Here is a 17,836-nt window from a genome sequence, read left to right on the forward strand (position 1 = left end):
ATCTTGAGACAGGATGGCGCAGACCCGTCGTGATCGCGGGCAAGCGCGCTCCTGCAGGTGATCATCCGGACCGTACTGCGTTAAGGAGGTCAATGATGGACAAGCCGGCACCGCAGGCCCTGTATCGGCAGGCCAAGGAGTTCGTGCACGGCAAGCTGGTGTCCGGGGAATGGAAGCCCGGCGACCTGATTCCGTCGGAAAACCGTCTGGTGCTGGAACTGGGCATGTCGCGCATGACAGTCAATCGCGCCTTGCGCGAACTGACGGAAGAAGGCCGGCTGCTGCGGGTGACCGGGGTCGGCACGTTCGTGGCCGAGAGCAAGCCGCAGTCCAACCTGCTGCACATCACTAACATCGCCGACGAGATCGTCGCGCGCGGTCATCGCTATCACTGCCAGGTGCTGCATCTGGGTCGGGAAGCCGCTTCGATGCCGATCGCCGCTGCGCTGTCGCTGACGACCGGTGCGTCGGTGTTTCATCTGCTGTGCGTGCATTACGAGGACGGCGTCGCGGTGCAGCTGGAAGATCGCTACGTCAATCCGCAGACCGCCCCGGCGTTTCTCGAGCAGCCATTCGGTGACACGTTGCAGTCGGCGCGCTATCTGCTGCAGATCATTCAACCGGACGAGATGGAGCACATCGTCGAAGCCAGTCACCCGAGCGCCGAGGAGCGCAGGTTGTTGCAGATCGACGCCAGCGAGCCGTGTCTGGTGTTGCTGCGCCGGACGTGGAACAGCGGGCGCGTGGTCACCTTCGTGCGGCTGGTGCATCCCTCCTCGCGCTATCGCCTCGGCAGCCGCCTGCCGGTGACGGGCGCCTATCGAGACAGCTGAGCCGCGCTGGCAACCAGTCGGCAGATTGATCGAACGCTTGCAAGGCGGCGCCATCGATATCTGTAAGCCCTTTGAACAGGGCATGACCGAAGAGGTGGATATGGCTAACCCCAATAATCAGCAGAACGGCGAACGCAACGACCCGGCCATTGACCCGGATACCCCGGATAACCAGATGGGTCAGGACAAGGCGCCTGCACAGGGCGGCGCGCAGAGCCAGAGCAACAACGGTGCGCAGAGCCAGGAGAACAACGGCAATCTGTCCGGCGAAAACAGCTTCACGCCTGACTTCGAGCCCGAAGAGCATGAGTCACCGGACACCACCAAAGAAGAAAACCAGACGGGAGAGACTGACCGGGATATCGACGCGCCGGCGGGCTAAGCATCACCGCGCTCTGCATTGACACGCTTGCCCGCGAAGACACTCATGATCCGAACAAATGCTGCGTTACCTGCAGCTCGGTCGGATGAGATGAACGCTTCGCGGGCAAGCGCGCCCTTCACCCGTTCTCGACGCCTCTGGACAGTCCGTCAAACGCGCGAACCGCTCAAACTCAAGCATTGCCCATTGCATAGCCCCCTGCCGAACCGGCACCATCACGCTTTCGTCTGTGCTTGCAGACCCGCCTGTCGCCTCTCTCGGAGCGTTGTCGATAATGGTCCAGCCCGCCACTCAGGATTCCCCACGCGTCAACGATAAGCTGACCTCTCGCGAGTTTCGCGGCATGGTCGCGATTCTGCTGTCCATCGCCCTGGCGACACTGGACACGGCCATTGCCAATACCGCACTCCCCGCCATCGCCGCCGACCTGCACGCCTCGCCTGCCGCATCGGTGTGGATCATCAATGCCTACCAACTCGCCGCCGTCGCCACGCTGTTGCCGTTCGCCGCGCTAGGCGGCGTGCTGGGGCAGCGCAAAGTGTATCTGGGTGGCCTGATCCTGTTCGTGGTGTCGTCGGCGCTGTGTACGTTTTCCTGGTCGTTGCCGACGCTGACCATCGCCCGCGTACTGCAGGGCATTGGCGCCAGCGCGATCATGAGCGTCAATGCCGGGCTGATCAGTTCGATCTTCCCCCACGAACGCCTCGGTCGCGGTCTGGGCATGAACGCGCTGGTCGTCGGCACCTCGTTTTCCATCGGCCCGACCATCGCCTCGCTGGTGCTCTCAGTCGCCAACTGGCCCTGGCTGTTCGCGATCAACCTGCCGATCGGCGTGTTCGCGCTGGTCTTCGCCTGGAACTCCCTGCCCGCCACCCGGCCGGGCAGCCTGACCTTCGACCGGGTGACCGCGATCCTCAACGTGATCACCTTCGGCGCCCTGATTTTCGCGCTCAGCCAAGCGGCGCAGCTGGGCTCCATGAGCAGCGTGCTGATTGCGCTGGCGGTGTTTCTGGTGGGCGGCGCGGCGATGCTCAAGCGCGAGGCGGGCCATCCTGCACCGATGTTTCCGCTGGACTTGCTCAAGCGGCCGATGTTCGCCCTGTCGGCGCTGACCGCTTTCTGCTCGTTCGCCACCCAAGGGCTGGCGTTCGTGTCACTGCCATTCTTTTTTGAAACCACGCTCGGCCGCGACCCGGTGCAGACGGGGTTTCTGATGACGCCATGGTCCGTGGTGGTGGCGATGATCGCGCCGTTCGCCGGGCGCATGTCGGACCGCTACCCACCCGGCCTGCTGGGCGGCATTGGCCTGGCCATGCTGTGCGGCGGGATGATCTCGCTGGCGACCATGCCGGCCGACGCCAGCGTTGTGTCCATCGTGCTGCGGATGATCCTTTGCGGCATCGGCTTCGGTTTCTTCCAGGCGCCCAACCAGAAAGCCCTGATGACCAGCGCCCCCAAGGAGCGCTCCAGCGGCGCCAGCGGCACCATCGCCACGGCACGGCTGATCGGTCAGGCGACAGGCGCGGCGCTGGTCGCGTTGAGCTTCGGCATCTCCAGCGCACACGGCCCGGTGCTGGCCTTGAGCATTGGCGCCGGTTTCGCCGCCGTGGGCAGCGTGGCGAGTGGATTGCGGCTGGTGACCAAGAACTCGGCCAACCCCCGAACCTGAACGCTGCACGCCCGTTCGCAGGCGCGCGCATCCGCTCTGTCACTGCAGGAGCGCGCTGGCCCGCGAAGACTGATTTCCAGCCGCTGCATCTCCATCCAACACACCGGCCCCTACCCGGCTAAAGCCGGTCCTGCAAGTGCTCGCGCGCAAAGATCGGTGATATTGTCCCGTGCAGGATCAGGCAATCATCCCGGAGGACTGGTACAGCGCTTCGCAGCCCGAGGTTTCTAATATGGCGTTATCGAGCAACGATATCTGCCTTGTGAGGAAACGATATGACCACGACCAAAACCCTGTTCATCACCGGCGTCAGCAGTGGCTTCGGCAAAGCGTTGGCGCAGCAGGCGCTGGCCGCCGGACACACCGTGATCGGCACCCTGCGCACCCAGGAAGCACTGGCCGAATTTGAATCCCAGGCGAACGGCCGCGCCCACGGTGTGCTGCTGGACGTCACCGAATTCGACGCCATCGACACCGTGATTGCCAACGTCGACAAAGCGTTCGGGCCGGTGGACGTGCTGGTCAACAATGCCGGCTACGGTCACGAAGGCATTCTGGAAGAGTCGTCGCTGGACGAATTGCGCCGCCAGTTCGACGTCAATGTGTTCGGCGCCGTCGCGATCACCAAAGCCTTCGTGCCGTTGTTTCGTCAGCGGCGCAAAGGCCACATTCTCAACATCACATCGATGGGCGGCTTCATTACCATGCCGGGCATTGCCTACTACAACGGCAGCAAGTTCGCGCTGGAAGGGATTTCAGAAGCATTGGGCAAGGAGCTCAAGCCGTTCAACGTGCACGTCACGGCAGTGGCGCCAGGCGGGTTTCGCACGGATTGGGCAGGTCGTTCAATGCAGCGCTCGCCTCGCCAGATCGCCGATTACGACGAAACCTTCGACCCGATCCGCAAGGCCCGGGAGGAACGGAGCGGCAAACAGATCGGCGATCCGCTGAAAGCGGCGAACGCCATGCTGAAATTGATCGACAGCGAAAACCCGCCTGCCCACCTGTTGCTCGGCAGCGATGCGTTGAAACTGGTGCGGGACAAGCTGGCCTTGCTGGAATCGGAAATTGCCGCGTGGGAAGCGGTGACGCTCTCCACCGACGCATGACCGACAACGCTTGAGAGGGTCTGCAGCCGCGGCGACCGTTACGCCCCGCCGCGACTGAAGATCCGGATCACTTCATCCAGGTGATCGGCCATCGCCTGCCGCGCGGCGTGCGGGTCACGGTTCTGCAGCGCCTGCAGAACCAGACGATGCTCGTGCTCCGAGCGGAACGGCATGTCGTCCGAAGTGTAATGCGCCTGCAGACGCTGGAACATGCTGCCGTATTGATGACCCAGCAAGTGCTGGATCATCAGCGCATACGCCGGGTTGCCCGACGCCTGGGCGATGCGGATATGGAACAGCCGGTCCCCCGGATGGGTGTGGGAATGTTCGCGGTTGTCGCGGGTGTTGCGCTCGAAGGCTTCGCGGATCGACTCCAGCTCTTCATCACTCGCGTTCTGGGCCGCCAGCGCCGCGGTCTCCGGCTCGATCAGACGGCGCGCCTGGAGCAAGGCGAACGGCGGGATTTCCGCGCTGAAATCCACCTCGATGCCCAGCTCCGGATCGACGTCTTTCCACTGATCGCGGGTCGCCTGGGTCATCACCGGTTCATCCGACAGCGACTGCACCGGTGGCTCACACACCAGTACGCCGTTCCCGACGCGCACATCGACAAGGCCGATGACTTCCAGCGCGATCATCGCCTCGCGCACCGACGCTCGACTGACACCCAATAACTTGGCCAGCTCTCGTTCGGCGGGCAATCGGCTACCGGGCGGAAATTCGCCGCTGTCGATCAAGGCCCGAAGCTGATCGGCGATCTGGCGGTAAAGCCGTTGGTTATCAATAGCTTGGATTGGCATGGGCACTCGGCTCAAAGATGAAGATGGCTGTCCGGCATGAAAATGACCTTGTTGAGGCCGAAAACAAGTGCTAAAAACAGGACCAATGGCCTGACCATTGGACGCCTGTGACGAGCGGATGATAGCAAACCTGGAAGGGTTCGGCTCAACTCCCCTGGCACGCGTCGAATGGCCTGACCATCAGACCGACCACGGTCGCCTCAACAATAAAAACAAAGGATGCATCATGGACCTTACCGGTAAGCGCGTGCTCATCACTGCCGCAGCTCAAGGCATCGGTCAAGCCAGTGTCGAGGCTTATCTGAATGCCGGCGCGGAAGTCTTTGCGGTCGATATCAACGCAGCCGCGCTGGACACCCTGCAGGGCGTGCACAAACACGTACTCGACGTCACCGACCATCGCGCCATCGAGCAACTGGCCGCCGAGATCGGCGCACTGGATGTGCTGTTCAACTGCGCAGGCGTGGTGCACAGCGGCAACATTCTGGAGTGTTCGGACACAGACTGGAATTTCGCGTTCGACCTCAACGTCACGGCCATGTACAAGATGATTCGGGCGTTCCTGCCCGCCATGCTGGCCAACGGCGGCGGCTCGATCATCAACATGTCGTCGGTGGCTTCGGCCATCAAGGGTGTCCCCAACCGCTTCGCCTACTGCGCCAGCAAGGCCGCCGTGATCGGCATCACTCGCTCGGTCGCCGCCGACTTCGTCGGTCAGAACATCCGCTGCAACTGCATTTGCCCCGGCACCGTCGAGTCGCCGTCATTGCGTCAGCGGGTGGCCGAACAGGCGGCCCGCGAGCAGCGGGACGAGGCCGATGTGTACGCTGCGTTCGAGGCCCGCCAGCCCATGGGCCGCCTGGGTACGCCGCAGGAAATCGCGCAACTGGCGTTATACCTCGGCTCCCCTGCCAGCGGGTTCACTACCGGTACGGCACAGATCATCGATGGTGGATGGAGTAATTGAACTCACCCACGCCTACCTGCCCCCTGTAGAAGTGAGCTTGCTCGCGATGCGATATGCCTGTTTCGCAAGCGGTGGCTGATACGACGCTCTCGCGAGCAAGCACACCTACACGGGCTGACACCCCATGCTGATTCATCATTCAAACGAGGACATCCAATGAAACTGCTGCGTTACGGCGAACCAGGCAAAGAACTTCCGGCCCTGCTGGACAAGGACGGAGGCATTCGCGACCTGTCGGAATTCATCGATGACGTGTCAGGCCCGGCGCTGAGCCCGGAAAGCATCGCCAGGCTCAAGGCGCTGGACCCGGCCAGTCTGCCGCTGGTGCAGGACAAACCGCGCATCGGTGCGTGCGTGGGTCAGGTCGGCAAGTTCATCTGCATCGGCTTGAACTACGCCGACCACGCGGCGGAAACCGGCGCCGACATCCCCAAGGAACCGATCATTTTCAACAAGTGGACCAGCGCGATCGTTGGCCCGAACGACAACGTCGAAATCCCGCGCAACTCCAGAAAGACTGACTGGGAAGTGGAGCTGGGCGTGGTGATCGGCAAGGGCGGCCGCTACATCGACGAAGCCAATGCGATGGATCACGTGGTCGGCTATTGCGTGATCAACGATGTCTCCGAGCGCGAATTCCAGATCGAACGCGGCGGCACCTGGGACAAGGGCAAGGGCTGCGACACCTTCGGCCCGACCGGCCCGTGGCTGGTGACCAAGGATGAGATCGCCGACCCGCATCAGCTCAACCTGTGGCTGGAAGTGGACGGCAAGCGTTACCAGAACGGCAATACCCGCACGATGATTTTCCAGATCCCGAAACTGGTCAGCTACCTGAGCCAGTTCATGAGCCTGCAACCGGGTGATGTGATTTCCACCGGAACGCCGCCGGGCGTGGGCCTGGGCATCAAGCCGGAGCCGGTGTTCCTGCGCGCCGGTCAGCGCATGCGCCTGGGCATCGAAGGCTTGGGTGAACAGGAGCAACTGACCGTCGACGCTTGATCAGGATGGCGCCGTCGCACTGACCGACGGCGCTGCACGGAGGGCAGTGAGCACGCTCACGAAGGCGTCGTCCGGACCGCAGCAAACGCGCGGACCGGCCTCGTCGTGAGCACTCACTTCCGCCGGATGACCGCTGCATCCGAGACTCACTGCCTCCCAAAAACAATTCCAAAGGGACCCGCCATGACGACCATCACCGCCCTGCGCGTTGAAGACATTCGCTTTCCCACTTCGCAGTCGCTGGACGGCTCCGACGCGATGAACCCCGACCCGGATTACTCCGCCGCTTACGTCATTCTTGAAACCGATGATCCCGCGCTGCAGGGTCATGGTCTAACCTTCACCATCGGCCGTGGCAACGAGATCTGCTGCGCGGCGATCAAGGCGCTGTCCGGCGTCATGGTCGGCCTGAAGCTTGAGTGGATCGCCGAAGACATGGGGCGCTTCTGGCGGCACGTCACCAGCGACAGCCAGTTGCGCTGGATCGGTCCGGACAAGGGCGCCATCCACCTGGCGACCGGCGCGGTGGTCAACGCCACGTGGGACTTGTGGGCCAAGGCCGAGGGCAAGCCGGTGTGGCAACTGGTGGCCGACATGAGCCCCGAGCAACTGGTGCGCTGCATCGACTTTCGTTACATCACCGACTGCATCACCCCGGACGAAGCACTGACCTTGCTGCGTGATCGCGCCAAGGGCAAGGCCGAGCGCCTGACAGCGCTGCAGGCCAAGGGTTATCCCTGCTACACCACCTCTGCCGGCTGGCTGGGCTACCCCGACGACAAACTGCGCCGGCTGTGCCAGGAAGCCGTCGACGGCGGTTTTTCGCATATCAAGCTCAAGGTCGGCCGCGACCTGCAGGACGACATTCGCCGGGTGCGCATCGCCCGCGAAGTGCTCGGTCCGGATCGGCATTTGATGATCGATGCCAATCAGGTCTGGGAAGTCGACGCCGCCATCGACTGGGTCCGCGAGCTGTCCTTTGCCAAGCCCTGGTTCATCGAAGAGCCGACCAGCCCGGATGACGTCGAAGGCCACCGCAAGATTCGACTCGGCGTACTGCCGGTAAAAGTCGCCACCGGTGAGATGTGCCAGAACCGCATCGTCTTCAAGCAACTGATCATGCGTGAAGCCATCGACGTGGTGCAGATCGACGCCTGCCGCCTGGGCGGGGTCAACGAAGTGCTGGCGGTCATGCTGATGGCCGCCAAATATCACCTGCCGGTGTGCCCGCATGCCGGCGGCGTCGGGCTGTGCGAGTACGTGCAGCACCTGTCGATGATCGATTACCTGTGCATCGCCGGGACTCACGAAGGCCGCGTAGTGGAGTTCGTCGATCACTTGCATGAACACTTTGAAGACCCCTGCGTGATCCGCGATGCGGCGTACATGCCACCCTCGGCGCCAGGGTTTTCGATCCAGATGAAAGAGGCGTCGAGGAAACAGTATGCGTATCGGGGCTGATCCTGCTTTTCCCTGATCAAGCGCTTATCCCTTGCAGGAGTGAGCTTGCTCGCGATAGCGGTCCATCTGCACCGCATTTATCGATTGACGCACTGCAATCGCGAGCAAGCTCACGCCTGCAGATGAGATGTGACAGGCAACGAAAACGGACGGAGTACAACAACAATGTCGTCCCGACACTTGAGCAACCCGGCGGCCGCGTTACGCCTGGACGCTCATCAGCATTTCTGGCGTTACCAGGCGCAGGAGTATCCGTGGATCGACGATCGTCACGGCCTGCTGCGCCGTGACTTTCAACCACAGGACCTGAAGCCGTTACTCGACGCGCACGGCCTGGACGGCTGCATTGCCGTGCAGGCCCGCCAATGCAGCGATGAGACCGATGCGCTGCTGGCGCTGGCCGATGAGCATCCGTGGATCGTCGGTGTGGTCGGCTGGGTCGATTTGCGCGCGACGGATCTGGAACGCCAGCTGGAAAGCTGGTCGCAGGCTCGCAAGCTGGTGGGCATGCGCCACCAGATCCAGGATGAGCCGTCGCCTTCGCTGTTTATGCAAGACCCGGCGTTCGCCCGAGGCATGCGTCTGCTGCAAGCCCGCGAACTGAGCTACGACCTGCTGATCAAGGACGCCGATCTGCCGGCCGCTGCCGAGTTCTGCAAACGTCACGACGACCATCACATCATCCTCGATCACCTTGGCAAACCCGATCTGTCGCAGGAAAACCCGCTGGCCTGGGCCGACCGCATCAGCCCGCTTGCGGTCCTGCCCCACGTCAGTTGCAAGCTTTCGGGGCTGATCACCGAGGCCGACTGGCAGCAATGGCGACCCGTGCAGCTGCTGCCGTATTTCTACCTTGCGCTGGAGCTGTTTGGTCCGCAGCGTTTGATGTTCGGCTCGGACTGGCCGGTGTGCCAGTTGGCCGGCAGCTACGGCGACGTCCACCACTTATTCGAAAGCGCCCTGCGCGAGCTGTCCGCCGACGAACAGGCGGCGATCCGTGGCGGCACTGCCCTCCGCCTTTATGGCCTGCAAGGAAACTGCCCATGAATCTGCACCTGCAAGACAAAGTCATCATCGTGACCGGCGGCGGCTCGGGCATCGGCGCCGCCATCTCGTTGGGTCTGGCCGAAGAAGGCGCGATCCCGGTGATCTTCGCCAACCAGCCGCTGCCCCCGCCGTTGGCTGCACAGCTCGATCAGCGCCAGCCGCAAAGCCTCTTCTTCCAGGTCGAGCTGCGCGACGAAGCGCAATGTGCCGCCGCCGTCAGCAGCGTGCTCAAACGTTTCGGGCGCATCGACGGGCTGGTCAATAACGCCGGGGTCAACGACAACGTCGGGCTGGACGCGGGACGCGAGGCGTTCATCGAGTCGCTGGAAAAGAACCTGATCCATTACTACCTGATGGCGCATTTGTGCGTCGAGGCGCTGAAAGCGAGCCAGGGCGCGATCGTCAACATCGGTTCCAAGACGGCCCTGACCGGCCAGGGCGGCACCAGCGGCTACACCGCGTCCAAAGGTGCGCAGCTCTCGCTGACTCGCGAGTGGGCAGCCTCATTGCTCGAGGATGGCGTACGGGTCAATGCGGTGATTCCGGCGGAAGTGATGACGCCGTTGTATGAGCGCTGGATCGACAGCTTTACCGACCCACAGGCGAAGCTGGCGAAGATCGTCGAGAAAATTCCGCTGGGCAAGCGCATGACCACGCCGACCGAAATCGCCGACAGCGTGCTGTTTCTGTTGTCGTCGCGCGCCTCGCACACCACCGGACAATGGCTGGTGGTCGATGGCGGTTACACCCATCTGGACCGGGCGCTGACATGAGCGCGCAGCGACTGTGCCTGGCGCTGGACCTGGCCGACGACCCCGCGTCGATTGCCGAATATCAACGCCTGCACGCGCGGATCTGGCCAGAAATCGCCGCTCACCTGCGCGAACAGGGCGTGCTCGACATGCAGATCTGGCGGCTGGGCACGCGGCTGTTCATGGTCATGGAAACCACCGGAGATTTCAGTGCCGAAGCGATGGACAAGGCCGCTGTCGAGAACCCCAAAGTGCAGGAATGGGAAGACCTGATGTGGGCTTACCAGAAGCCGACACCCTGGACCGAACCGGGCAACAAATGGCAGCCCATGGAGCGGATTTTCAGTCTGGCGGAGCAGCCCCGGTAACGTTCTGAATCTGTAGCAGTGAGCCTGCTCGCGATGCACTCAGCCTGACCCACACATGTCGGCTGACACACTGTTATCGCGGGCAAGCGCGCGCCTACAGGAATCGATGCATCACCCACCGTCACGTTTCACGCCCCAACAAAAACAAAAGGAGAGCGTTATGTTGACTGAAAACACGAAAGTCCAGACCCGGGTATTGCGCCAGGCCGAGCCATCGGTGCGGATGGCGCTGATGCTGGTCACCAGCCTGTTTTTTCTCTGGGGCCTGTCCTATGGCCTGCTCGACGTCCTGAACAAGCACTTCCAGGAAACGCTGCATGTCAGCAAGGCGCAGTCCGGCCTGTTGCAGGCGGCCTACTTCGGCGCCTATTTCATCATCGCCCTGCCCGCCGGCTTTCTGATGGACCGCTTCGGCTACAAGGCCGGGATTCTGCTGGGACTGTGCCTGTATGCCGCGGGCGCGCTGCTGTTCATGCCGGCCGCCAGTGCCGCGAGCTTTCCGTTCTTCCTGTTCGCGCTGTTCGTCATCGCGCTGGGGCTGGGATGCCTGGAGACCGCGGCCAACCCTTACGCCACGGTGCTCGGCGACCCCAAAGGCGCCGAGCGCCGGCTCAACCTCGCGCAGTCGTTCAACGGCCTGGGCCAGTTCGTCGGCCCGCTGCTCGGCGGCGCGCTGTTCTTCGGTGGCGCCCAGGCGGCCACCGATAACAGCTCGCTGCAGACGACCTACGTGGTAATCGCGGTAATCGTGTTGCTGGTCGCCGCCCTCTTCGCCCGCACGCCGATGCCCGATCTGCGTGAGCAGGAATCCGGGATTCAGCGCAGTGACAGCAAGACGCTGTGGCAGCACCGTGAATTCGTCGGCGGCGTCGTGACTCAGTTTTTCTACGTGGCGGCACAGGTCGGCGTCGGCGCGTTCTTCATCAATTACGTCACCGAGCATTGGGCGAGCATGACCAGCCAGACCGCTGCCTATCTGTTGTCGGTGGCGATGATCTGCTTCATGTGTGGGCGTTTCTTCAGCACCTGGCTGATGGGACGCATCCCCGCCCGGCGGCTGCTGATGGTCTATGCGTGGATCAACGTCGCGCTGTGCGCCGTGGTGGTCAGCGGTGTCGAGAGCGTGTCCGTGGTGGCGTTGATCGCGGTGTTTTTCTTCATGTCGATCATGTTCCCCACCATCTTCGCCATGGGCGTGAAAAACCTGGGCCCGCACACCAAACGCGGTAGCTCGTTCCTGATCATGGCCATCGTCGGCGGCGCGCTGATGCCGTACTTCATGGGATTGGTCGCCGATCACTTCTCGACGGCGCTGGCGTATCTGCTGCCATTGGGGTGTTTTGTGGTGGTGGCGTTTTACGGAAAGAGCGGGTTGCGCGGGCGGGAGGCGTAATCGGGTCGCTGCCGGCGCGGTCAGTAGGACCGGCTAAAGCCGGTCCTACAGGGTTATCAGCCACGACAGTGCCGCGTGGCGCGGTCCTGCATCGAAGTTCCAGTCAATGATCGTTCCACGCTGGGCGTGGGAACGATCAGATTCAGGCTGAGTGAGAGCCGGACCTCAAGGCTTGGCGATGTCCGTGCGGCTCACCGCTGGCGATTCCTTGGGCAGGGTCGCCCGAAGCTTCGTCACCTCCTCGACGTTCACCGCCGGCGCCTGGTTGCCCCAACTGCTGCGGATGAAGGTCAGCAGTTGCGCCACTTCCTCATCCGACAGTCGCCAGGCGAAACCCGGCATGCCCAGTTCCGAAGGCGCCGTTGCAGTGGCCGGGAGCTTGCTGCCCGCCAGCACCAGACGGATCATCGACACCGGGTCTTGCGACAGCACCGATGAGTTGCCCGCGATCTTCGGGAACACCCGCTCGTAGCCCTGACCATTGGTGCGGTGACAGGCCGCGCAGTTGTCCACATACAGCTCGGCGCCGCGACTGTCTTCCTGCCCCGCTGCCAACGCCTTGGCCGTGGCCGGATCAGCGTTGAAGCTTGCGACCTGATCCTTGGTCGGCGGCAGGGTTTTCAGGTAGGCGGCGACGGCTTGCAGGTCTGCATCGTTGAGGTGCTGGGTGCTGTGAACCACCACATCGCCCATCGCGCCACCCAGTACCGCATGGGTGGTACTGCGTGCGCTGCGCAAGGTCGCCACGATGTCATCGCGGGTCCAACTGCCCAGACCGTCCGCGGGATTGCCCCGCAGATTGACCGCCAGCCAGCCGTCGATCACCGGACCGCCCGACAGATAAGCCTCGCCCGACTCATCCAGCGCTTTCTCCTGCAAGGTCAATGCACGCGGCGTGTGGCAACTGCCGCAGTGTCCCAGTCCCTGCACCAGATAGGCGCCGCGTGCGATCTGCGGATCCTTGTAACGGCTGGCATCGAAGGCGACGGCTTGCGGCGCAGGTGCGAACACCTTGCGCCAGATCGCCAGCGGCCAGCGCATCGATAACGGCCACGGTACGTCATTGGCGCGGTTCTGGGCAGCAACCGGCGCCACGCCCTGCATGAAGTAGGCATACAGCCCCCGCATGTCGTCATCGCTGGTCCGCGCATAGGCCGGATATGGCATGGCCGGGTACAGACTGCTGCCGTTGGCGGCAATGCCATGGCGGACGGCACGGTCGAACTCATCCAGCGTGTAATTGCCGATGCCGGTGGCTTTGTCAGGCGTGATGTTGCTGCTGTACAGCGTGCCGATGGGAGAGGCGATCGGCAGTCCACCGGCGAACGGCTTGCCTCCTTTCGCGGTATGACACGCCGTGCAGTCGCCTGCGTCGGCCAGATAGCGGCCCTTCTCGATCAACGCGGCCTGATCGGCATCCCCGGCAGCCGCAAGCGTCGGGGTTGTCGTCGGCCAGAAGGCGAACACCAGCAGCGCGACGAACACCACCACCGCCAGTGATACCAGGCTCAAGAGAAACTTTTTCATGGTCGTCTCTCCTTATGCCTGAACCAGCGGGCCGGGGTTTTTCAGGTACTGCTCGCGAATGGCCTTGGCCGACCAGTACGCCAGCGCACCCACCATGCCGGTCGGGTTGTAGCCGTTGTTCTGCGGGAAGGCATTGGCGCCGATGGCAAACACGTTATGCACGTCCCACGATTGCAGGTATCGATTGAGCGCCGAGGTCTTCGGATCGCTGCCCATGATCGCGCCGCCACAGGTGTGGGTGCTCTGGTACTTGGTGATGTTGTAGTGCTCGCCGGGTTTCTTGGCGTCCCCCGACAGCGCCGTCGGATTGAGCACCTTCGACATCTCCATGGCCTTGCCCACCAGGAACTGAGAAGCCTTGACCTCGTTGTCGTGCCAGTCGAAGGTCATGCGCAACAGTGGCCGGCCGAAGCCGTCTTTGTAGGTCGGATCCAGGCTCAGGTAATGCTGTTTGTAGGACATGCAGGCGCCCTGCACTTCGAAGTAGAACGAATGACGGAAGGCATCGCTGGCCGCCTGTTTCCATGCGGTGCCCCAGTTCGGCGTGCCCGGCGGTACGTTGATGCCACGCACCGGCCCGGCGCCGGGCTGACGCGCCCAGATGATCCCGCCACCGACGAAACCGGCCTGAGCGTTGTCCAGCTGGTTGCCGTTGAGGTTGTCCATCGTGGTGCCGGCACCGCCGATGCCGATGAACTGATTGGCCTGCACGTCCTTGTTGAAAAACAGCACCACGCGGTTGAGGTTCTGGTATGAGTAGTTGCGCCCGACCGTGCCCTCACCGGTTTGCGGATCGTACGGTTTGCCGATGCCGGACAGCAGCATCAGGTGCACGTTGTACAGCGAGAACGCGCAGAGCAAGACGAGGTCAGCCTGCTGCTCGACTTCACGGCCCTGGGCGTCGAGGTAGGTCACGCCCGTGGCTTTCTTGCCGTCGCTGTCGAGGTTGACCTTGAGCACCTGCGCGTGAGTGCGCAGCTCGAAGTTCTTGCGCTGCCGCAGCACCGGCAGAATGCTGATGTTCGGGCTGGCCTTGGAGTAGTTCAGGCAGCCGTAGTCGCTGCAGAAACCGCAGGCGTTGCACGGCCCCATCTGGCAACCGTACGGATTGACGTAAGGTGCCGAAGCGTTGGAAGCCGGGATCGGATAAGGGTCCCAGCCCATCTCGCGGGCGCCTTTGTAGAACATCTCGGCGCCGAGGTAATTGGGGTTCGGGCCCAGCGGGAATTCACGCGAGCGCGAGCCTTCGAACGGGTTGCCGCCGAGCTGCTTGACGCCGTTGATGATGCCGGCTTTGCCGGAGGTGCCGCAGACGTATTCGAAGTGATCGAAATGCGGTTCCAGGTCCTCGTAAGTCACCGGGAAGTCCTGAATGCTCATGTCCGACGGAATGAATTTCGCCCCGTAGCGTTGCTCGACGTTGCTGCGCAGTTTGAAATCTTCCGGCAGCGCGCGGAAATGGCAGCCGGACCAGTGACTGCCCGCGCCGCCGACGCCGGTGCCGGGTTTGAACGAGCCCATCTGCCGATACGGCACGGCCGTCGAGGTCAGGTTGTGCCGGGCGGTGACGGTTTCCTGAGACAGGCTCTGCAGGTAGCGGCGATGCACCGAACCTTCGAGCTCATCGACCACTTTCGGATAGGCGAAATCGGGCTGCGTGTCTCGATCGGCGCCGCGCTCCAGCACCACCACGTGCAGACCGGCATCGGTCAGCTCTTTGGCCAGGATCGCCCCGGTCCATCCCATGCCGACGATCACGGCATCCACTTTCGGTTTTGCGTTCGCCATGATTATCCCCTCCGTCCGGCCAGATCGACGGGCGGCAGCGGGTACGGCTTGTCGCGCACCGTGACCCAGTCCATGTAATCGGCGCGCATGCCGGGGTAGCCGATCATCTTCCAGGCGCCCATGTTCTTGTTGCCGCCGTGGGACGGGTCGGCGAAATAGCCGTTGCGCACCTCGTTCAACAGGTTGGTGAAAAACAGCTTCGAGGAGATGTCTTCCAGCACCAGCTTGCCGCCCTCGGCCGCCTTGAGCAGTTCTTCCTGCTGGGCGTGGGACAACTCGGCGAAGGCCTTGCCGGAGAACGTCTTCTTGCAACTGGCGTCCATCGCCTTGATGCCGATGCGCAGGGTTTCGCGCAGGTTCAGGCGGCCTTGATAACCGAATTCCGGCGCGGCTTCGAGGAACGGGCCCTGCATGTACCAGATGCCACCATTGGCGTAAGGCGTCTGCATATGGCGATCGAGAAACTCGGGGACGCCCAGCTCAACGGCGCCGGGGCCGACAGCGTCGGAGGGAATCAGACGGTCACAGGCGGCGATCACAAACGTCCATTCCTGCGGGGTAAAGAAGGTCGGTTTGTACTCGCCGCTTGGGACGGCGGAAGGCGTTTGCCCGGCATCGCTGGCCGGCGTCTGCGCGAATGAACTGGAAGGAAGGCCAGCACTGGCCAGGGTTACGACGGGGATGAGCGTCAGCGACTTGCGTAGAAAATCGCGACGCGCCGGGGAGGTGTCGTCATCGAACATCTTTCACTTCTCCTGAGACTGAACACGGGTGTGCTTCGTTTTTCTTGTGGTTTCTTCTTATGGATCTCCCGACGCAGCGAGCCTGAAAGGTCGCGCGCAGGGAAATTCGATTGCCAGCTAATCATTGCCTGGCTAAGTATTTGCGCGTCACTAAACCAGTTATTGCCGCCCGGTTCTACCCGAGCGGCGGGGTTAAACGATTCATCAGATCTTGAACTGGCGGACCAGCGCGCTGAGATTGCCGCCCAGCGCAGACACGTCGCGCATGGTGCGCGAGCTTTGTTCGGTTTCTTCGGCGAGGTTTTCCACGGCACCGGCGATCTGGTGCACGCTGCGGTTGATCTCTTCAGCGACCGATGTCTGTTCCTCGGCGGCGCTGGCGATCTGCGCGTTCATGGCGTTGATGGTGCCGATCAGCGTGGAAATGGAATCCAGGGAAACGCCGACCTCGTTGGTCTTCTGATTGGCGCCCTCGCCGGCTTCGGTGGAGCGACGCATGGCTTCGACCGAGGCATGGGTGCCCGTTTCAAGACGGGTGATCATGCCCTGGATTTCCTGCGTGCTCTGCTGCGTACGGCTGGCCAGCGCGCGAACTTCATCGGCGACCACGGCAAAACCGCGCCCGGCTTCTCCGGCGCGCGCCGCTTCGATGGCGGCATTGAGCGCCAGCAGGTTGGTCTGCTCGGCGATCGAGCGAATCACGTCCAGCACCGAAACGATGGAGCGCACGTCCTGCTGCAGGCTGTCCAGGCTGGTGCCGCTCAGGCGGATGTCGTTCACCAGCGAGCTCATGCCAGTGATGCTGGTCCCCACCACCTTGCGCGCGGCCTGCCCTTGCTCATCGGTCTGCGAAGCAGCCTCGGCGGCACGCTGCGCACTGCTCGCGACTTCTTGCGCGGCCGCAGACATTTCGTGAATCGCGGTGGCGACCTGATCGGTCTCCTCCCGCTGACGCTGCATCGCCTGCTCCGAGCGCAAGGTCTGCTGCGTGGCCTGTTCCACCAGGCCGGCAAGGTCGGTGGTCATCTGCGCGATCTGCCGGACCATGGCGTGAATCTTGTCGACGAACAGGTTGAACGAGGTCGCCAGATCGCCCAGCTCGTCGCGGCTGGTGACCACCAGGCGATGGGTCAGGTCGCCGTCGCCGGCTGCGATGTCATCCAGGTTGGTCTTGAGCACGCGCAGCGGACGGACGATGCCGTTGGCGGTCCAGATGCCTGCAGCAGCGGTGACCAGCAACAGCACCAGAGTAACAACGAACACGCTGGTCAGGATGGTGTGGGTGCGCTGAGTGACTGCCTGCTGCTCCTTCACCATGGCGGCATCGATGTCGTCCATGTTGATCGCGCTGCCAAGCACCATGTCCCACTTGTCCAGGTACACGGTGTAACCGAGCTTGGGCACCTGAACGGCTTCATCGCCTGGCTTGGGCGCAGCGTAATCGATGTAATGCTTACCGTTTTTCGCCACTTCCACGAAGGTCTGGTAATGGTAGGAGCCGTCCGGATCGCGCGTGTCCCAGAAGCTCTTGCCGACGCCGGCCGGGCTGTCGCCGCGGAAGATCCGCACGCCCTTGGTGTCGTAGCCGAAGAAGTAACCGTCATCGCCGTATTTCATCGGCTTGAGCAACTCCAGCGCCTTGTCCCGCGCGGCCATGTCACCGGCAGCGGATGCGTCGTGCAATGGCTTGATCGTGGTCAGCGCCACTTGCACGTAGTTCTGCAACACCTGGCGATTGCGCTCGACCAGTTGCTCGCGGGTTTCTTTCATTTCCTGATCAGCGCTGCTTTGCAGCATCCACGCGGCCACGCCACTGAGAATCAGCGCGAAAAGCAGGGCGGGAATGATGGCAAGACAGAGCAGCTTGCTCTTGACGGTAAGCTTCATGGGGGAAAACACCTTCCAGTCATGTGGTCTTTACCTATCGGCAAGAGGTCATACAACTTGAAAGGTTTTACTGGCTTTTTGACGTCAGGTAAATCAGCAATGGCAGTT

General features: G+C 62.6%; 16 protein-coding genes. 11 read left to right on the forward strand and 5 right to left on the reverse strand.

Going from position 1 to position 17,836, the window contains the following annotated elements:
- The first annotated feature begins 92 nt into the window (after nucleotides 1-92).
- The 4 genes from hutC (at nucleotide 93) to AAGQ88_RS17250 (ending at nucleotide 3,993) form a co-directional block, all read left to right on the forward strand.
- Nucleotides 93-833 (forward strand): histidine utilization repressor, encoded by a 741-nt coding sequence (gene hutC, locus AAGQ88_RS17235; RefSeq protein WP_342653048.1) that lies wholly within the window; start codon nucleotides 93-95, stop codon nucleotides 831-833.
- A 100-nt stretch (nucleotides 834-933) separates the two neighbouring features.
- Nucleotides 934-1,215 carry a hypothetical protein gene (locus AAGQ88_RS17240; RefSeq protein WP_285425434.1) on the forward strand — a complete coding sequence of 94 codons (282 nt, stop codon included), beginning with the start codon at nucleotides 934-936 and terminating at the stop codon, nucleotides 1,213-1,215.
- 343 nt (nucleotides 1,216-1,558) lie between these two features.
- Nucleotides 1,559-2,884, forward strand: coding sequence for an MFS transporter (locus AAGQ88_RS17245; protein WP_093460114.1), 1,326 nt, complete (start codon nucleotides 1,559-1,561; stop codon nucleotides 2,882-2,884).
- A gap of 275 nt (nucleotides 2,885-3,159) precedes the next feature.
- Nucleotides 3,160-3,993 carry an oxidoreductase gene (locus AAGQ88_RS17250; protein WP_342653049.1) on the forward strand — a complete coding sequence of 278 codons (834 nt, stop codon included), beginning with the start codon at nucleotides 3,160-3,162 and terminating at the stop codon, nucleotides 3,991-3,993.
- 38 nt (nucleotides 3,994-4,031) lie between these two features.
- Here AAGQ88_RS17250 and AAGQ88_RS17255 read toward each other — a convergent pair whose 3' ends face one another.
- Entirely contained in the window at nucleotides 4,032-4,793 is a 762-nt protein-coding gene (locus tag AAGQ88_RS17255; RefSeq protein ID WP_285425436.1) for a FadR/GntR family transcriptional regulator, read from the reverse strand.
- Between the two features lie 226 nt (nucleotides 4,794-5,019).
- Here AAGQ88_RS17255 and AAGQ88_RS17260 point away from each other — a divergent pair, with 226 nt between their 5' ends.
- From AAGQ88_RS17260 to AAGQ88_RS17290, 7 genes are all read left to right on the forward strand, one after another.
- Nucleotides 5,020-5,760 (forward strand): SDR family oxidoreductase, encoded by a 741-nt coding sequence (locus AAGQ88_RS17260; RefSeq protein ID WP_342653050.1) that lies wholly within the window; start codon nucleotides 5,020-5,022, stop codon nucleotides 5,758-5,760.
- Nucleotides 5,761-5,916: 156 nt separating this feature from the next.
- The gene (locus AAGQ88_RS17265) at nucleotides 5,917-6,762 is read left to right on the forward strand and encodes a fumarylacetoacetate hydrolase family protein (RefSeq protein ID WP_342653051.1); all 846 of its coding nucleotides are present in this window, start codon (nucleotides 5,917-5,919) and stop codon (nucleotides 6,760-6,762) included.
- A 183-nt stretch (nucleotides 6,763-6,945) separates the two neighbouring features.
- Nucleotides 6,946-8,223 carry an L-fuconate dehydratase gene (locus AAGQ88_RS17270; protein WP_285425439.1) on the forward strand — a complete coding sequence of 426 codons (1,278 nt, stop codon included), beginning with the start codon at nucleotides 6,946-6,948 and terminating at the stop codon, nucleotides 8,221-8,223.
- A 165-nt stretch (nucleotides 8,224-8,388) separates the two neighbouring features.
- Nucleotides 8,389-9,270, forward strand: a complete 882-nt coding sequence (locus AAGQ88_RS17275; protein ID WP_342653052.1) for an amidohydrolase family protein — start codon at nucleotides 8,389-8,391, stop codon at nucleotides 9,268-9,270.
- Complete coding sequence (locus tag AAGQ88_RS17280) at nucleotides 9,267-10,043, forward strand: SDR family oxidoreductase (protein ID WP_342653053.1); 777 nt, start codon at nucleotides 9,267-9,269, stop codon at nucleotides 10,041-10,043. Before AAGQ88_RS17275 ends, AAGQ88_RS17280 begins: the two co-directional genes overlap by 4 nt.
- Nucleotides 10,040-10,390: an L-rhamnose mutarotase gene (locus AAGQ88_RS17285; RefSeq protein ID WP_342653054.1), complete on the forward strand. Its 351-nt coding sequence runs from the start codon at nucleotides 10,040-10,042 to the stop codon at nucleotides 10,388-10,390. The genes AAGQ88_RS17280 and AAGQ88_RS17285 overlap by 4 nt, the downstream gene beginning before the upstream one ends.
- A gap of 160 nt (nucleotides 10,391-10,550) precedes the next feature.
- Complete coding sequence (locus tag AAGQ88_RS17290; RefSeq protein WP_342653055.1) at nucleotides 10,551-11,783, forward strand: sugar MFS transporter; 1,233 nt, start codon at nucleotides 10,551-10,553, stop codon at nucleotides 11,781-11,783.
- A 165-nt stretch (nucleotides 11,784-11,948) separates the two neighbouring features.
- On the opposite strand, the gene AAGQ88_RS17295 is transcribed toward AAGQ88_RS17290, so the two are convergent.
- The 4 genes from AAGQ88_RS17295 to AAGQ88_RS17310 all read right to left on the reverse strand — a co-directional run bounded on the left by AAGQ88_RS17295 (nucleotide 11,949) and on the right by AAGQ88_RS17310 (nucleotide 17,728).
- Nucleotides 11,949-13,310 (reverse strand): c-type cytochrome, encoded by a 1,362-nt coding sequence (locus AAGQ88_RS17295; RefSeq protein WP_342653056.1) that lies wholly within the window; start codon nucleotides 13,308-13,310, stop codon nucleotides 11,949-11,951.
- A gap of 12 nt (nucleotides 13,311-13,322) precedes the next feature.
- Nucleotides 13,323-15,098 (reverse strand): GMC family oxidoreductase, encoded by a 1,776-nt coding sequence (locus AAGQ88_RS17300; RefSeq protein WP_285425445.1) that lies wholly within the window; start codon nucleotides 15,096-15,098, stop codon nucleotides 13,323-13,325.
- Between the two features lie 2 nt (nucleotides 15,099-15,100).
- Nucleotides 15,101-15,841 carry a gluconate 2-dehydrogenase subunit 3 family protein gene (locus tag AAGQ88_RS17305; RefSeq protein ID WP_342653057.1) on the reverse strand — a complete coding sequence of 247 codons (741 nt, stop codon included), beginning with the start codon at nucleotides 15,839-15,841 and terminating at the stop codon, nucleotides 15,101-15,103.
- A 204-nt stretch (nucleotides 15,842-16,045) separates the two neighbouring features.
- On the reverse strand, nucleotides 16,046-17,728 hold the full coding sequence (locus AAGQ88_RS17310) for a methyl-accepting chemotaxis protein (RefSeq protein WP_342653058.1): 1,683 nt from the start codon (nucleotides 17,726-17,728) through the stop codon (nucleotides 16,046-16,048).
- Between the last annotated feature and the right edge of the window lie 108 nt (nucleotides 17,729-17,836).

Source organism: Pseudomonas sp. F3-2 (genome assembly GCF_038804275.1).
Taxonomy (GTDB): Bacteria; Pseudomonadota; Gammaproteobacteria; order Pseudomonadales; family Pseudomonadaceae; genus Aquipseudomonas.

What these genes read in the sequence shown, in the direction of transcription:
- hutC (WP_342653048.1), top strand. Translation starts at nt 93, where the DNA reads ATGATGGACAAGCCGGCACCGCAGGCCCTGTATCGGCAGGCCAAGGAG.
- AAGQ88_RS17240 (WP_285425434.1), top strand. Translation starts at nt 934, where the DNA reads ATGGCTAACCCCAATAATCAGCAGAACGGCGAACGCAACGACCCGGCC.
- AAGQ88_RS17245 (WP_093460114.1), top strand. Translation starts at nt 1,559, where the DNA reads ATGGTCGCGATTCTGCTGTCCATCGCCCTGGCGACACTGGACACGGCC.
- AAGQ88_RS17250 (WP_342653049.1), top strand. Translation starts at nt 3,160, where the DNA reads ATGACCACGACCAAAACCCTGTTCATCACCGGCGTCAGCAGTGGCTTC.
- AAGQ88_RS17255 (WP_285425436.1), bottom strand. Translation starts at nt 4,793, where the DNA reads ATGCCAATCCAAGCTATTGATAACCAACGGCTTTACCGCCAGATCGCC.
- AAGQ88_RS17260 (WP_342653050.1), top strand. Translation starts at nt 5,020, where the DNA reads ATGGACCTTACCGGTAAGCGCGTGCTCATCACTGCCGCAGCTCAAGGC.
- AAGQ88_RS17265 (WP_342653051.1), top strand. Translation starts at nt 5,917, where the DNA reads ATGAAACTGCTGCGTTACGGCGAACCAGGCAAAGAACTTCCGGCCCTG.
- AAGQ88_RS17270 (WP_285425439.1), top strand. Translation starts at nt 6,946, where the DNA reads ATGACGACCATCACCGCCCTGCGCGTTGAAGACATTCGCTTTCCCACT.
- AAGQ88_RS17275 (WP_342653052.1), top strand. Translation starts at nt 8,389, where the DNA reads ATGTCGTCCCGACACTTGAGCAACCCGGCGGCCGCGTTACGCCTGGAC.
- AAGQ88_RS17280 (WP_342653053.1), top strand. Translation starts at nt 9,267, where the DNA reads ATGAATCTGCACCTGCAAGACAAAGTCATCATCGTGACCGGCGGCGGC.
- AAGQ88_RS17285 (WP_342653054.1), top strand. Translation starts at nt 10,040, where the DNA reads ATGAGCGCGCAGCGACTGTGCCTGGCGCTGGACCTGGCCGACGACCCC.
- AAGQ88_RS17290 (WP_342653055.1), top strand. Translation starts at nt 10,551, where the DNA reads ATGTTGACTGAAAACACGAAAGTCCAGACCCGGGTATTGCGCCAGGCC.
- AAGQ88_RS17295 (WP_342653056.1), bottom strand. Translation starts at nt 13,310, where the DNA reads ATGAAAAAGTTTCTCTTGAGCCTGGTATCACTGGCGGTGGTGGTGTTC.
- AAGQ88_RS17300 (WP_285425445.1), bottom strand. Translation starts at nt 15,098, where the DNA reads ATGGCGAACGCAAAACCGAAAGTGGATGCCGTGATCGTCGGCATGGGA.
- AAGQ88_RS17305 (WP_342653057.1), bottom strand. Translation starts at nt 15,841, where the DNA reads ATGTTCGATGACGACACCTCCCCGGCGCGTCGCGATTTTCTACGCAAG.
- AAGQ88_RS17310 (WP_342653058.1), bottom strand. Translation starts at nt 17,728, where the DNA reads ATGAAGCTTACCGTCAAGAGCAAGCTGCTCTGTCTTGCCATCATTCCC.